Here is a 14,846-nt window from a genome sequence, read left to right as displayed (position 1 = left end):
GTCCGTTGCATTCCCATGATGTCAGTACTGCGGCCGCCATGGGCCAGAGCGGCAGGTTCCGCAGGGGCGGAAAGGAACGTGGTGGCATCCCTCTCAGCCTTTTCCCAGAATGGAGAGTAGGAAGAGGTGGCATCAATGAGGATTCTGGTGGTGTGCGGCGCTGGCGCGTCCAGCACCTTCGTCGCCCAGCGGCTTCGGCGTGCCGCATCCGCCGTCGGTCTCGACTGGGAAACCTCCGCCGGCACCGAGCAGACCATCTCCACCGCCTTCGCGGACCTCGTGCTCGTCGGCCCTCACCTCTCCGACCATCTCGACGCGATCCATGCCGCAGCTCGCGGACCGGTCGCTGTGCTTCCGGACGATGTGTTCACCGACCTCGACGGCACGCGCACGCTCACGATCGCCCAGACCGCGATCTCAGATTCTTCATCCGCCGCGAACTCGACCGCGACGTCCACTGCGAACTCCACCGCGAAGCCCACTGCGAAAGGAACATCATGACTGCTGTCTCACGGACCGTACGGATCGGCTCCACCCACGGGCTGCATGCCCGCCCGGCGAAGCTGTTCGCTCAGGCCGCCAAAGAGTCCGGCATCGCGGTGACGATCGCCAAGGACTCCGGCAAGCCGGTCAACGCGGCCAGCATCCTGGGCATCATCGCCCTGGGCCTCGATCACGGTGACTACGTGACGCTCTCTGCAGAGGGAGACGGCGCCGAGGGCATCATCGACACACTGACCGAGCTGCTGACCACTGACCACGACCAGGACGCAGCGGGATGACCGAGTTGCGAGGAGTCGGCATCGGGCGGGGCGTCGCACAGGGGCCCGTCGTCCGCATGGCCGAAGCCCTCCCGGCACCAGAGAACACGTCCAGCACACTGGGCGCCGATGCCGAGCGCACGCGTGCCCGCGAAGCAGTCGCAGCTGTAGCCACCGAGCTGCAGCAGCGCGCTGATGTCGCAGGCGGATCAGCGCAGGAGGTGCTCGAGGCCCAGGCGATGATTGCCGAGGACCCGACACTCCAGGATGAGGTCGACGCCCGCATCGACAATGGCGGCACCGCGGAATGGGCCGTGCACGACGCCTTCGCCGGTTTCCGCGCGACGCTGGAAGCTCTCGGCGGATACCTCGGCGAGCGCGCAGCCGACCTCGATGACATCGCCCAGCGCATCCTCGCCCATCTGCGCGGCGTCGCCGCTCCCGGTGTGCCCGACCCCGGGCATCCATTCGTGCTGGTGGCGCGAGATCTCGCGCCGGCAGACACTGCACTGCTCAATCTCGAGCAGGTGTTGGCTCTCATCACCAGCGATGGCGGCCCCACCTCGCACACTGCGATCCTCGCTCGTGAGAAGGGCATCGTCGCCATCGTCGGCGCCGCGGATGCTTCTTCCTTGGAAACCGGAACGATCGTGATAGTGGATGCTGCGGCGAGCACGGTCACCACCGACCCAAGCGCCGAACAGCTCGACCGCGCCACACAGCGGGCCGCCGCACTGGACGCAGCCCAGACGGCACCGCCCACTCCAGGTGCACTCGCCGATGGCACTGCGATCGCACTGCTGGCGAATCTCGGCAAGCCAGCCGATGCTGCAGATGCGGTGGCACGTGGCGCCGAGGGTGTCGGACTCTTCCGCACCGAGTTCCTGTTCCTTTCCTCAGCGCAGGCTCCGACGGTCGCCGAGCAGCGTGAGTCGTATCGAGCACTACTGGCGGCGTTCCCCGGCAAAAAAGTCGTGGTTCGGATGCTGGATGCCGGCGCTGACAAGCCACTGGCGTTCCTCAACGACGCGCACGAGGAGAACCCGGCGCTCGGCCTGCGCGGGCTTCGGTCACTGCGCGCGAGCGAGGACATCCTCCGCGAGCAGCTCACCGCGCTCGCCGAAGCGGATGCTGCCACCGACGCCGATCTGTGGGTGATGGCACCGATGGTGGCCACCGTCGAGGAGACGCGGTATTTCACCGCCCTTGCACGTGAGTATGGAGTAAAGACAGCAGGAGTGATGGTGGAAATCCCCGCCGCCGCGCTGCTGGCCGACCGAGTGCTCGCGCACGCGGACTTCGCCTCCATCGGCACGAACGACCTCACCCAGTACACGATGGCCGCTGACCGCATGCTCGGCTCCGTGGCGAGCTTCCAGGACCCATGGCATCCCGCTGTGCTGCGCCTGGTCGGCGAGGTCGGCGCGGCCGGTCTCAGAACCGGCAAGCCCGTCGGCATCTGCGGTGAGGCCGCGGCCGACCCACTGCTCGCCGTCGTGCTGGTAGGTCTCGGCGCCACGAGCCTGTCGATGGCTCCTGCTGCCCTCGCAGATGTTCGACTCGCGCTCTCTGAGCGCACCCTCGACGAAGCCAAGCGCCTCGCCGAGTTGGCACTGGCGGCGGACGACGCCGCCGGTGCTCGCAATGCCGTGACTGACGCAGCCGCGGCCCTCCCCTCACATCAGAAAGAGACGACATCATGACGACGACGTCACCAGCCGCCCCGAAACAGGGCGGGCTCCGTGTAGGCGTGCAGAGACTCGGCACGTTCCTCTCCGGCATGATCATGCCGAACATCGCGGCCTTCATTGCCTGGGGCTTCATCACGATGCTCTTCATTCCCGCCGGGTTCTTCGGCGCGGACACCCCCTTCAAGGGCTGGCACTGGTATCCGGTCGCCGAGATCATCGGCGGTGGCGGCGACTCGGCCATCGTCGGGTGGTCGGGCGCCATGACAGCGCTGGCCGAAGGCGACGGCGGCAACATCCAGGCATACGTCGGTCTCGTTGGCGCGATGGTGACTTACTTGCTCCCGCTACTCATCGCGAACACGGCTGGCCGTATGGTCTACGGCGAGCGCGGCGGGGTCGTCGCAACGATCGCCACTATGGGCGTCATCGTCGGCACCAACATCCCGATGTTCCTCGGCGCGATGATCATGGGCCCGCTGGCCGCATGGATCACCAAGCAGATGGACAGGCTCTGGGACGGCAAGATCAAGCCAGGCTTCGAGATGCTGGTGAACAACTTCTCCGCTGGCATCCTGGGCATGCTCCTCGCCATCGCCGGTTTCTTCGCGTTCGGCCCTGTGATGCTCGGCATCAGCACCGTGCTCGGAGCCGCCGTCGACTGGCTCGTGTCGTTGCAGCTGCTGCCGATCGTGTCGATCATCGTCGAGCCGGCCAAGGTGCTGTTCTTGAACAACGCCATCAATCACGGTGTGTTCACACCGCTCGGCATCGAACAGGCCGCAGAGACAGGAAAGTCGATCCTGTTCCTCATCGAGGCCAACCCCGGCCCTGGCCTCGGTCTGCTGCTCGCGTTCACGTTCTTCGGCGTCGGCGCTGCCAAGGCCTCCGCACCCGGTGCGGCGATCATCCAGTTCTTCGGTGGCATCCACGAGATCTACTTCCCGTACGCGCTCAGCAAGCCGACCACGATTCTCGCCCTGATCGCCGGAGGAGCGTCGGGGGTTGCCACGAACATGCTCCTCAACGGCGGGCTGGCCTTCCCGGCAGCTCCCGGAAGCATCATCGCCGTGACCGCCGCCGCCATCGGCTCCGGTATCGGCAATCTGCTGGTCGTCTATCTGTCGGTCATCATCGCCGCCACTGTGACGTTCCTGATTACCGGTGTCATTCTGCGAGCCTCGCGCAAGCGTGATCTGGCAGCCGAAGGCGACACGTTCGGCGCGGCGATCGCGCAGACCGCGGCGAACAAGGGCAAGGAATCCGCACATCTGTCGAACCTGGCTGCCTCCGCGGCGGCCGGCACAGCGGCAGGAGCGGCCACCGCGACCGTCACCGCTCCGATTCAGAACATCGTGTTCGCGTGCGACGCCGGCATGGGCTCATCTGCCATGGGCGCGAGCGTGCTGCGCAACAAGCTGAAGAAGGCCGGTATCGAAGGTGTCACAGTCACCAACCAGGCGATTGCGAACCTGGACGGCACCGCCGACCTCGTGATCACCCAGCAGCAACTGACAGATCGGGCGAAGGACAAATCCCCGAACTCGGTTCACGTTTCGGTGGACAACTTCATGAATTCCCCGAAGTATGAAGAGGTCGTCGAAATGGTGCGCGACCAGAAGGAATCCGGCGAGTAATCCCATCTGGTGGGGCGGATGCTGCGGCATCCGCCCCACCACTGAAAGAAGGAGACATCATGGGCGTTCTGACAATCGGACAGGTCCGTATCCACTCAGGGTCTGTCACCCAGGATGAGGCGCTGCAGGAGGCCACCGACATCCTCGTCGCGGCTGGCGCAGTCACCCCCGCCTACGTCGACGCGATGCGCCAGCGTGAAGAGACGGTGTCGACCTTCATGGGTAACGGCCTGGCGATCCCGCATGGCACGAATGAGACGAAGGCCGCGATCCTCGACTCAGGTCTGTCCGTCGTACGGTATGACGGCGGCGTGGACTGGGCAGGAGATGAGGCCACATTCGTGATCGGTATCGCCGGTCGAGGAGACGAGCATCTCGAGATCCTCTCCCAGATCGCGATCCTGTTCTCCGAGGAGGATGACGTCGCGAAGCTCAACGCCGCGCAGACACCGGATGAGTTGTTCGCGCTGCTGTCTGACGTCAATGAATCATGAGCGGTGAACGAGCGATGAAGGCTGTCCACTTCGGCGCCGGCAACATCGGCCGGGGCTTCGTCGGTCTGCTGCTGCGCGAGGGCGGTTACGACCTCGTCTTCTCTGACGTCGCCGATGCGCTGGTGAATGCCATCAACGACGTCGACTCGTACACCGTGCACGAGGCTGGTCCCGGCGGCGCCGATCGCGTCGTCACCGGCTTCCGTGCGGTGAATAGCAAGAACGATCCGGATGCGGTAGCCCACGAGGTCGCGACCGCCGATGTCGTCACCTGCGCTGTCGGACCGACCGTGCTGCGATTCATCGCACCGGCGATCGTCGCAGGGCTCGCGCTGCGCTCCCCCGACCTCGCGCCGCTGAAGATCATGGCGTGCGAGAACGCGATCGGTGCGACCGATCAACTGCGCGCCGAGATCGAGAAGGCCGCGGGTGCAGAGGCTGAAGAGCTCACCGCGCGAGCGGTGTTCGCGAACACCGCGGTCGACCGCATCGTTCCCGCGCAACCGGAGGGCGGCGGAGTCGATGTCACCGTCGAGCCATACTTCGAGTGGGCGATCGAGTCGGGTCCATTCAACGGTGACCTACCGAACATTCCCGGCGCGCACTTCGTCGACGATCTCGGTCCTTACATCGAGCGCAAGCTCTTCACTGTGAACACCGGGCACGCGGCCACCGCATACTTCGGCGCGCAGGCCGGACACGAGCGAATCTCGGACGCGCTCGCCGACCCGAAGATCGCTGACAAGGTCGGCGCCGCACTCGAGGAGACTTCGGCCGTCCTCGTCGCCGTGCACGGCTTGGACCCGGCCGAACTCGCCCAGTACCGCGCGAAGATTCTGGAACGGTTCCGCAATCCGTCCCTCATCGACACCGTGCAGCGGGTGGGACGCCAACCGCTGCGCAAGCTCTCACGCAACGAGCGGTTCATCGGCCCTGCCGTGCAGGCCGCAGAGCGTGGTCTGCAGACGACAGCGCTGGTGGAAGCTGTCGCCGCTGCCGTCGCCTTCGATGATCCCACCGATGAGCAGTCCGTCGAATTGCAGCGGATGCTGCACAGCGAAGACGCCGATGTGCTCACCTCGACCGTCACGGGGCTGGAGCCGGAGCATCCGCTCTTCGCCGCAGTGCACGAGGTGTTCGCGGCACGACAGCAGGAGCTGCGCACGTTCTGAGCTAGAACAGGCGGCTGGGTGTGTCGCTGACCACGTTCCGTGGCCAGCGATACACCCATTGTCAGACGCTTCTACACCGGTGTAGCGTGCACGTAGTACACCGGTGTACTACGTCAAACAACGAAAGGCTATTCAATGAAGAATGAGCTCCCGACTCGCAAGCCTCGCGTAAGTCGAGCACGTGCGACAACTGGTCTCGCTTTGGCCGCATCGATTGCAATCGTGTCCGTGTCTCCTGCGGCCGCCGCTGTAGATCCGTGGGCATCACAGAGCGGGATCTATCACTACTTCTCGGTCCCCCAGTCGGATGTCCCGTCCAATACTTGTGGCAACTCCACTGGAGCTGGCGCAGAGCTAGAGGGAAACATCGGTCCGGCGGGAACATGGGCAGCTGTCGGGATGGATGCCAGCGGTGCGAACTGCAGCGCGAATATCGGTCCCCTGAATCCTGGGCTGTATTACTACCAGTACGTAGCGACCATGCCCGACCGCTCCAAAGTGGTGTTCCGCAACCACGACAGCCCGGTCGAAGTCACGTCGCACCCCGACTGGAACACGCTGTTCGTTCCTGGGGACGAAGTCGCGTGGATGGACGACGTGGCCACCGGTGGCGGGGCCGTATCCGAACTCCCCTACAACTCCTCGGTCACCAACACAGACCGCTCGGTGATGGTGTGGACACCTCCGAACTACACCACCAAGCGCGCCAAGGCCTATCCCGTGCTCTATCTGCTCGCCGACGAAGGACAGTCCTCCCGTGAATGGCTCGAGCTCGGCCGCGCAGCCCAGATCCTCGACAACCTCGCGGTCGACGGCGACCTCGCATCTATGGTCGTCGTGATGGCCGACGTTAGCGATACCGACTTCCGCGCCGAACTGATGAACAACATCGTCCCCGCCGTTCACTCCGAATACAACGTATCCAGCAAAGTCAAGGACAACGGGATTGCCGGAATCGGCCGGGGCGCTTCCCAGGCCCTCGAACTTGCGGCAAGTCAGCCGGGTGTGTTCGGATCGGTCGGCTCGCTGTCGGGATACCAGTCTGAAAACACCGCTGTCACGCCCGCGCAGGCCCGAAAACTCAATGCCAAGACCGACCTGATCCGTTTCTATGTCGGCAACACCCTCGACCCGAGCTACAACGGGACTTACGAGGCCATGCACGCGCTGGATCAGGTGGGTGTGCGCTTCGAGTTCGACGGCGTCCACCCTGAGAACGGCGGCGTGTGGGACACCTGGCGGGAGAACCTGCGCGACTTTGCGGTCAGGGCCTTCAAGCCGAGCGTCAAAGACCACGGCCCGAGCGCCGGCCACCTCGCACAGCCCCAGCCGTATGTCGCCCCGGTTGTGGGGAGCATCACAACCCCGCACATCGACCCCCAAGGCATGGTCACGTTCGAGACTGGCACCCAGTGGGCCGATGCCAAGGATGTCGTGTTGTGGGGCAACTGGGCCCCGAACGGACAGTGGTTCCGCATTCCCCTGACCAAGGAGGGCGACCGCTGGCGTGCCACAGTCGGCCCGATCGACGGCTACTACTACTGGCGCTACGAGGTCGACGGTGTCGGCATGCACGACCCCCAGGACACGACCAATACCGAGAGTGTAGAGAGCCAGCTATTCGTCCCAGGCGGCGAGCGCACACCGCTGCTGGCCGACCTACCCGCTGACCAGACAGGTGAGGTCGCGACGATGGAGTACACCGGTGAGTTCGGAGCATCGAATCTGAAGGTTTGGACCCCCGTGGACTACGACCCGAACCGCGCAGAAGCATATCCCGTCTTGTATCTATACCACGGGTTCGGACAGAACTACGCCAGCTGGACCGAGATCGGCAGGGCCACCCAGATCCTCGACAATCTCTATGCACAAGGAGACATCGCACCCATGGTCGTGGTGATGCCCGGCTACACCGCGGCTCCATCCGACATCTGGGGTGATCTGGCGGGCAATGTGATGCCGCTGGTGAGTTCCCAGTACAACGTCTCCGGCGAGCCGTCGAAGAGGGCGCTGGCTGGCCTGTCGTGGGGTGGGTTCCTCACCCACAACACGATGGTCAACCACCCCGGAAACTTTGCCCACTTCGGCATCTTCTCTCCGCCTTTCGCCTTCGCTAGCGTCGATCCGTCGACACCGGAAGGACAAAGCGCCATCGCCACGACCGAGTCCGTCTCACTCTTCGTGGGCGACCTCGACACAGGCGCTATCTCGGCCATCAATGGCATGGAGGCGAACCTGACAGAGAACGGCATTCCCACGGTGAAGACGGTTGTTCCCGGCCCGCACGGCTTCGATGTTTGGTGGCAGGGACTGTCCGACTTCCTGCCTCGAATCTTCTAACCGTCGAATCGCTCATGAGGCGGGCGGGGCCGGCCGAAGTCGCCCCGTCCGCATCGGGGCGGTGTTATAGGCTGACGACTGGTTCGAGAGGGGCGGAGGGTCCGTGGCACGCAAGGCGAGCGGATCCGCGACGATTCGAGACGTCGCGCAGCTCGCCGGTGTGTCGATCAAGACCGTCTCGAATGTTCTCAACGGCTATCCATACATCCGGCCGGAGACCCGCGAACGGGTCGAGAACGCGTTCCGCACGCTGGATTACCACGTGAATGTCTCGGCACGGAACCTCAGCCGCGGACGCACCGGTGTGATCGCTCTGGTCCTGCCCGCCGTGCGCGGCGTGTACTTTGCCGAACTCGCCGACGCAGTGATGCGTGAAGCAGCGAAAGTCGGCCTGACCGTATTCATCCAACAGACCAACGATGAGCGCGATCGCGAGCTCAGGGTCCTGGATGGCAGCTACCGGTCCATGGTCGACGGTGTCATCTTCTCACCGTTGGCTCTAGGTCCAGAAGACGTCGAGTTGTTCGACGTCGACTTCCCCTTGGTCCTTCTCGGAGAGAGGGTCTTCGGCGCGGGCGTCGATCACGTCACCATGGAAAACGTCAAGGCCGCCCGCGCCGCGACTGAACATGCGATCAGCCAGGGCGCGAGGAACATCGTGCCTCTCGGAGCCAAGGACGACGAATCTACGAGCAGCGGCACACTGCGAATGCAGGGTTTCCGGCAGGCGCTCGAAGCGCACGGGCTTGAGGTCGACGCCCGAGCCGTTATCGGAGTGGGTGATTACTACCACTCCACGGGCGCCGCGACCATGGCAGAGATTCTGGACCGCGGCGTGGTTCCCGACGCCGTGGTGGCGTTCGCCGACACACTCGCGCTCGGCGCGCTGTCGACACTGACCGACCGGGGCCTGCGCGTACCTGAGGACGTCCGCCTTCTCGGCTTCGACAACATCGAGGAGACGGAATATTCCCGTCCACCGCTCACGACAATCGACCCCGGCCGTGACGTTATCGCAGCCAAAGCCGTTGCCCTGTTGGAGGAGCGGATCCAGCTACGCCTCGACGGCGTTGCCAGACGAGACCAACCTCTGCCGCGAAACGTCGTCGTCGGGTTCGACCTCATCGAGCGAGAGTCAACGCGGAGCTGACGGCCTCTGACCCCGCCCATGCCACTTCAACGGCGGCGGCGGCGCTACGATCGACTCGGGGACACAGATCGAGCACACCGTCGTGCGGGGAGCAGAATGAGCAGATACGCCGTTATCGGCGCGGGCCCATCAGGGTTGGCCGCAACGCGCGCCTTGCAGAAGCAGGGCATTGAGGTCGATGGCTACGAAGCCTCCCACGGCGTCGGTGGGCTGTGGGACATCACGAACCCACGCAGCACGATGTACGAGTCGGCGCACCTGATCTCATCGCGCACAACGACCGAGTTCACCGAGTTCCCGATGGGGACCAATGTCGACTATCCGAACCACCGTGTGCTGCGTGAGTACTTCCAGGCGTACGCGGATCATTTCAAGTTGACCGCGCTGTTCCGTTTCGACACTCGCGTCACACGTCTAGAGCCCCGCGATGGCGGATGGGACCTCACCGCAGAATCTTCTGAAGACGAGAGCACCCAATGGTATGCGGGTGTCATCCTCGCGAACGGAACGCTCGCCGAGTCCAACATCCCCACCTTTGCCGGCGACTTCAGCGGCGAGCTCATGCACACAAGTGCATATAAGGATGCCAAGCAGCTTGATGGCAAGCGTGTACTGATCATTGGCGCGGGAAACTCCGGCTGTGACATCGCCGTGGATGCCGTGCACCACGCGGAGTCCATCGACATGAGCGTGCGGCGCGGCTACTACTTCGTGCCGCGTTATCTGTTCGGCCGCCCGAGCGACACGTTGAATCAGGGCCGCCCGCTGCCTGCGCGAATCAAGCAGGCCGTCGATTCCCGTGTACTCAAGGCATTCACCGGAGATCCGGTGAGGTTCGGCTTTCCGAGGCCAAATTACCGCATCTACGAGTCGCATCCGATCGTCAACACCATGGTGCTGAACCATCTCGGCCAGGGAGACCTGCGTGTACGGGCCGACATCGCCCGCTTCGACGGACAGACCGTGCATTTCCGCGATGGCAGCAGCGATGATTACGACCTGGTGATGCTGGCGACCGGATACCACCTCGATTACCCCTTCGTGGATCGCGAACATCTCTCCTGGCGCACAGCCGCCCCGCGGCTGTTCCTGAACATCTTCCCCGCCTCGTTCAACGGGCTATACGTGATGGGCATGATCGAGGCATCCGGCATCGGATGGCAGGGGCGTTTCGAGCAGGCAGAGCTCCTGGCCAGTTACCTTGCCGCGGCAGAGAGGGCGCCCGAAAGCGCAGCACATTTCCGGCAGCGCGTCACCGGCGTACCATGGCCCGATCTCACCGGCGGCTACCATTATCTCGGGCTGGATCGGATGTCGTACTACGTCAATAAGGATGCCTATCGCGCGGCCATGCGTGCCGAGCGCAAGTTGCTGGATCCGGCATGAACGTCGATGATGTCGTCCTGAGCTTCACTCCCGGCTCGCTGACCATTCTCAACGTCGTGCTCGGGCTGATCATGCTTGGCATCGCGTTGGATACCGCACCGGAGGACTTTCGTGTGGTGGCGAAGCATCCGAAGCCGTTCGTCATCGCAATCCTCGCGCAACTGCTGTTACTTCCCGCCGTGACGTTCCTGCTGACGCTCGTACTGCCAGTGACGGCATCCATGGCCATGGGAATGATCCTGGTGGCCTGCTGCCCACCGGGGAACATTTCACAGGTGCTCACGCACCGCTCCGGCGGCAATGTCGCCCTGTCGGTGTCGATGACAGCCGTCGGCAACCTGCTGTACATCGTCGCCATGCCGCTGAGCATCGCCTTCTGGGGATCGCTACACCCGACGGCGAGCGCGGTGCTGCGCCAGGTGGCGCTGGACCCGATGAAAATGCTGCTGGAGATTGTCCTGATCATCGGCTTGCCCTTCGCCGTCGGCCTGCTGGTGCGTGCGAAGCTCCCCCGGGTTGCGGCGAAGGTGCACCCGTTCGTGAAGTGGTTCAGTCTGATCGCGCTGGTCGGATTCATCGTTGTGGCGCTGGTCGGAAACTGGGCGGTATTTGTACAGGTGCTGGGGATCATCGTTCTCGTCGTCACGATCCACGATGCCGTCGCACTGTTCCTCGGCTATGGCACGGCGGTTCTGGGCGGCCTCGGCACCCGTGAGCGCAAGGCGATGACGTTCGAAGTCGGTATCCGCAATGCCGGACTCGGACTCGGACTCGTGTTCGCGTTCTTCGATGGCCTCGGCGGCATGGCGATCGTGGCCGGATGGTGGGGAATCTGGGACATCATCGCCGGACTCGTGGTGGCAAGCCTATGGGCGCGTCATACCCGTAAGCGCACCGGATCCGCGTCGGGTGATGCGAGCGCCCACCGCACGGCGGCCGACATATGAGCCGGATACTCATCACCGGCGGCAGCGGATTTCTCGGGACGCATGTGGCTGCGATGCTCTCGGCGCGCGCGGATGTGGAGATCGTCATCTCGTCAGATCTGCGCGTCGGCACCACGCACGACAGCATCACCCAGGTGGTGCTGGATGTGACGGATGCCGCGAGCATCGCTCCCGTCCTGCGTGAACACCGCATCGACACGGTCGTGCATCTCGCCGCCATCGTCAACCCCGGCGCCGATGTCGGCCTCGAGTACCGCGTCGATGTAACCGGTTCCGCGAATGTGCTGGCGGCATGTGTAGAGACCGGCGTATCGCGCGTTGTGGTGTCGAGTTCTGGGGCCGCCTACGGCTATCACGCCAACAACCCGGACTGGATCGACGAGTCCCAACCGGTGCGCGGCAACGACGCGTTCCCGTACTCGAAGCACAAGCGGTTGGTCGAGGAGATGCTCGCGGAATACCGCGGTACGCATCCGGAATTGGAACAGGTCATCTTCCGCATCGGCACCATCCTCGGCCCCGATGTACGCAACCAGATCACCGCGCTCTGGGACGGTCGGCGCATCCTGAGCATCACCGGCTCCGACTCCCCCTTCGTGTTCATCTGGGTCGATGATGTCGCCTCTGCCATGGTGCGCGCAGCGACGGACGGCCCAGCCGGCATCTTCAACGTCGCAGGTGACGGGCGTCTCACCGTGTCTGAGATCGCAGCGCGGCTGGGCAAGCCACTGCTGACGATCCCGGCGTGGGTGCTCGTCGCTGCGCTCGGCATTGGGCGGATGCTGCGACTGACGCCCCACGGACCGGAGAAGGTGCCGTTCCTGCGCTACCGTCCGGTGCTGGCGAACGACCGTTTGAAGAACGAATTCGGCTTCACCCCGACCCGAACCAGCCGCGAGGCTTTCGAGGAATACCTGACGACACACCCGCACGTCGCTGCGTCTTCGCGACTTAATCCATCGTCTCGATGAAAGCCTGAAGAAAGTCGCTTCCCGCACACTTCCTCTCGAACCGGACACTCCGGTTCCGGAGGGGATTGGGGATGGCCGGTATGGGTCGATTCAGGATGATCATCATCTGCCTTGCACTGTTGCTGGAGGGCATGAGCACGTCGGGAATCAATGTGCAACTGGGGGCTCTGCGCACGGAACTCTCGCTCTCGGACGGCGAGCTTCAACTCGTCGCGAGTGCGTTTCTCATCGCCTATGCAGGCCTACTTCCGATCGCGGGGGCACTCGCCGACCGGCTTGACCGGCGGCGGGTGTTCCTCGCGGGCATCGCCCTGTTCGGCCTCGGCTGCGTCGTGTGCGCCATGTCGCCCTCATCGGCGCTGCTGATCGTTGGCCGCGTCATCCAGGGCGCGGGCGCTGCGCTCAGCGCTCCCGCTGCCCTCGCACTGATCACCGCCGGGCTCCCTGAGGGCGCAAGCCGCAACCGCGCAGTGGCGATCTACGGGGCGATGGGAGCAGTCGGCTTCTCACTCGGCCTGGTCGTTCCGGGGGCTGCGGTGACGTGGTTCGGATGGCGCTGGAGCTTTCTCATCTCGGTGCCGGCCGTTGTGCTGGTATTCGCTGCCACTTACGGCATCCGCTCGGCCAGCGCCCGCACACAGGGCCGCCCCGATATCGTCGGCGCCGTGCTGCTCACCGTCTGCCTGATGCTCGCCGTGCACCTCGTCGGTGCCCTCACCACGCTCGCGCCGATCCTGATCGCGGTCGAAGGCATCGTCATCATTCTGCTCACCGCTTGGCTGATCACGCGGCGCGGCGTCCGCGACATCCCGAGGTCGGTCGTGTCGTCTCCTCGCGTGCGCGCAGCCTGCCTCGGTCTGGGCAGCCTCTTCGCCGGCGTCGTCGGATCAATGTATGCGCTCAGCCTCGGACTCAGCGACGGACAGGGCGCATCGGCACTCGCTGTCGCACTGCTGATCGTGCCGCAACCCATCCTGTTCAGTCTCTCCGCCGGTGTCGGCGCACGCCTGGTCACCGCGTGGGGTGCTCCGCGGGTATTCGCGCTGGGATCGGGCATCTTCGTCCTCAGTCTCCTCTGGCTGGGAACCGCTCACGATGCTGAGATCTGGGCCGGCATCCTGCCTTCGATGGCGGGTGTGGGTGTCTCACTCGGTCTGTGCTTTCCTGCCGCCTCCGTCGGCGCGGTGGATGCCACTCCTTCCGAAACGAGAGCGACGACGGCTGGCCTGCTCACCACAGCGCAGAACATCGGTGGCGCGATGGGAATCGCCACGCTCACAGCCCTTAGTGTCGTGCCGACTGCGGCGTCTGGGCTGAGTATCGCTGCGGCGATGTTCTGGTCTGCGGGGTTCGCGGCCACCGGACTTCTCGCCGCAGCGATCGTGCTGCTGCTCGCCAGACGCTCTGCCGACCCCGTCAGCGTCACCGATCTTGCCACGCCCTCGGAGACGCGGCGATGACAGTGCACGTCACTCCTCTGATGCACACCAGTTCGCGACTGCATATCGCCACCGACCTGGACGGCACGATCGCCTTCGATGGTCGACGTCCGCACCGGCTCATTCACGCGGCGCTGGCGAAGCTCACGGCCCGAGAAGATGTAGCGCTCTCCGTCGCGACAGCCCGCTCTCCTCGTGTCCTCGACGAATGGTTCGGGCACCTGGCCGGCAGCCTCGGACGAGTATGTTGCAACGGCGCGATCGTCGCGACGCCGACGGCGGAGGTGCATCGGAAGAGCCTCGATCCGGTGCTCGTTCGCAACTTGGTGGAACGGCTGCGTGCGCGCGACGAACAATTCTGTCTCGAGTACGGCGACCGGTTCGCAGCCAGCCACTCCGATGCTCTGCCATGGATGGGCACCCGGGCACGCGTTCCCCTTTCAACGGCTGCTCCGCTCCTGGACGGCGTCGTAAAGTTCAGCATCGCCACCGGCGCGAACTGGTCCGACGCACTCGCCCAACTCGTGGGTTCGGCCGGTGCGGTGTACCCGCACGCGACCGGTGATGCTGACGTCGTCGCTGCTGACGCGAACAAGGCCGCGGGGCTCCGCCTGCTGCGCCGCGATGGAGAGCCGTTACTCGCGCTCGGCAATGACCGTAACGACCTGCGCATGCTGCGAACCGCCGATCGCGCAATCGTGGTCGGCGATCTGCTTCCCGAACTGGACAGTCTCGATCATGTGACGAGGGTTCCCGCGCAGCCCGGACGTATTCTTCAGGCACTTCGTCTTCACGCCCGGGATCTATTGAGCTCGAGCGCTCGAGCGCTCGCTTCCGCCTGACTGCTTATCCTTCACACGC

13 protein-coding genes are annotated in these 14,846 nt (G+C 64.5%); all 13 read left to right on the top strand.

Features of this window, described 5'->3' with window-relative positions; genetic code table 11:
- The first annotated feature begins 135 nt into the window (after window positions 1-135).
- Complete coding sequence (locus AC1C2Q_RS15095) at window positions 136-501, top strand: PTS sugar transporter subunit IIB (protein WP_495432057.1); 366 nt, start codon at window positions 136-138, stop codon at window positions 499-501.
- Window positions 498-782, top strand: coding sequence for an HPr family phosphocarrier protein (locus tag AC1C2Q_RS15090; RefSeq protein WP_495432056.1), 285 nt, complete (start codon window positions 498-500; stop codon window positions 780-782). Before AC1C2Q_RS15095 ends, AC1C2Q_RS15090 begins: the two co-directional genes overlap by 4 nt.
- Window positions 779-2,464, top strand: a complete 1,686-nt coding sequence (ptsP, locus tag AC1C2Q_RS15085; protein ID WP_495450773.1) for a phosphoenolpyruvate--protein phosphotransferase — start codon at window positions 779-781, stop codon at window positions 2,462-2,464. The genes AC1C2Q_RS15090 and ptsP overlap by 4 nt, the downstream gene beginning before the upstream one ends.
- Window positions 2,461-4,086, top strand: coding sequence for a PTS mannitol transporter subunit IIBC (locus tag AC1C2Q_RS15080; protein WP_495450772.1), 1,626 nt, complete (start codon window positions 2,461-2,463; stop codon window positions 4,084-4,086). The genes ptsP and AC1C2Q_RS15080 overlap by 4 nt, the downstream gene beginning before the upstream one ends.
- 59 nt (window positions 4,087-4,145) lie before the next feature.
- Complete coding sequence (locus AC1C2Q_RS15075; RefSeq protein WP_495432053.1) at window positions 4,146-4,580, top strand: PTS mannitol transporter subunit IIA; 435 nt, start codon at window positions 4,146-4,148, stop codon at window positions 4,578-4,580.
- 14 nt (window positions 4,581-4,594) lie between these two features.
- Complete coding sequence (locus tag AC1C2Q_RS15070) at window positions 4,595-5,752, top strand: mannitol-1-phosphate 5-dehydrogenase (protein ID WP_495432179.1); 1,158 nt, start codon at window positions 4,595-4,597, stop codon at window positions 5,750-5,752.
- Between the two features lie 222 nt (window positions 5,753-5,974).
- Complete coding sequence (locus tag AC1C2Q_RS15065; RefSeq protein ID WP_495450771.1) at window positions 5,975-8,092, top strand: alpha/beta hydrolase-fold protein; 2,118 nt, start codon at window positions 5,975-5,977, stop codon at window positions 8,090-8,092.
- 103 nt (window positions 8,093-8,195) lie between these two features.
- Window positions 8,196-9,242, top strand: coding sequence for a LacI family DNA-binding transcriptional regulator (locus AC1C2Q_RS15060; RefSeq protein ID WP_495450770.1), 1,047 nt, complete (start codon window positions 8,196-8,198; stop codon window positions 9,240-9,242).
- Between the two features lie 96 nt (window positions 9,243-9,338).
- Window positions 9,339-10,628: a flavin-containing monooxygenase gene (locus tag AC1C2Q_RS15055; RefSeq protein ID WP_495450769.1), complete on the top strand. Its 1,290-nt coding sequence runs from the start codon at window positions 9,339-9,341 to the stop codon at window positions 10,626-10,628.
- Entirely contained in the window at window positions 10,625-11,575 is a 951-nt protein-coding gene (locus AC1C2Q_RS15050) for a bile acid:sodium symporter family protein (RefSeq protein ID WP_495432051.1), read from the top strand. The genes AC1C2Q_RS15055 and AC1C2Q_RS15050 overlap by 4 nt, the downstream gene beginning before the upstream one ends.
- The gene (locus tag AC1C2Q_RS15045) at window positions 11,572-12,546 is read left to right on the top strand and encodes an SDR family oxidoreductase (RefSeq protein ID WP_495450768.1); all 975 of its coding nucleotides are present in this window, start codon (window positions 11,572-11,574) and stop codon (window positions 12,544-12,546) included. Before AC1C2Q_RS15050 ends, AC1C2Q_RS15045 begins: the two co-directional genes overlap by 4 nt.
- Window positions 12,547-12,626: 80 nt before the next feature.
- A complete protein-coding gene (locus tag AC1C2Q_RS15040; protein ID WP_495450767.1) occupies window positions 12,627-14,006 on the top strand; it encodes an MFS transporter in 1,380 nt (459 codons plus the stop codon).
- Between the two features lie 20 nt (window positions 14,007-14,026).
- Window positions 14,027-14,827 (top strand): HAD hydrolase family protein, encoded by an 801-nt coding sequence (locus AC1C2Q_RS15035; protein ID WP_495450766.1) that lies wholly within the window; start codon window positions 14,027-14,029, stop codon window positions 14,825-14,827.
- Window positions 14,828-14,846 lie beyond the last annotated feature (19 nt).

The sequence above is a fragment of the Microbacterium sp. Y356 genome, assembly GCF_059445355.1.
Note: the sequence above shows the minus strand (reverse complement) of the source record. Positions and strands in the feature narration are given on the sequence as shown.

What these genes read in the sequence shown, in the direction of transcription:
- AC1C2Q_RS15095 (WP_495432057.1), top strand. Translation starts at nt 136, where the DNA reads ATGAGGATTCTGGTGGTGTGCGGCGCTGGCGCGTCCAGCACCTTCGTC.
- AC1C2Q_RS15090 (WP_495432056.1), top strand. Translation starts at nt 498, where the DNA reads ATGACTGCTGTCTCACGGACCGTACGGATCGGCTCCACCCACGGGCTG.
- ptsP (WP_495450773.1), top strand. Translation starts at nt 779, where the DNA reads ATGACCGAGTTGCGAGGAGTCGGCATCGGGCGGGGCGTCGCACAGGGG.
- AC1C2Q_RS15080 (WP_495450772.1), top strand. Translation starts at nt 2,461, where the DNA reads ATGACGACGACGTCACCAGCCGCCCCGAAACAGGGCGGGCTCCGTGTA.
- AC1C2Q_RS15075 (WP_495432053.1), top strand. Translation starts at nt 4,146, where the DNA reads ATGGGCGTTCTGACAATCGGACAGGTCCGTATCCACTCAGGGTCTGTC.
- AC1C2Q_RS15070 (WP_495432179.1), top strand. Translation starts at nt 4,595, where the DNA reads ATGAAGGCTGTCCACTTCGGCGCCGGCAACATCGGCCGGGGCTTCGTC.
- AC1C2Q_RS15055 (WP_495450769.1), top strand. Translation starts at nt 9,339, where the DNA reads ATGAGCAGATACGCCGTTATCGGCGCGGGCCCATCAGGGTTGGCCGCA.
- AC1C2Q_RS15050 (WP_495432051.1), top strand. Translation starts at nt 10,625, where the DNA reads ATGAACGTCGATGATGTCGTCCTGAGCTTCACTCCCGGCTCGCTGACC.
- AC1C2Q_RS15045 (WP_495450768.1), top strand. Translation starts at nt 11,572, where the DNA reads ATGAGCCGGATACTCATCACCGGCGGCAGCGGATTTCTCGGGACGCAT.
- AC1C2Q_RS15040 (WP_495450767.1), top strand. Translation starts at nt 12,627, where the DNA reads ATGGGTCGATTCAGGATGATCATCATCTGCCTTGCACTGTTGCTGGAG.
- AC1C2Q_RS15035 (WP_495450766.1), top strand. Translation starts at nt 14,027, where the DNA reads ATGCACACCAGTTCGCGACTGCATATCGCCACCGACCTGGACGGCACG.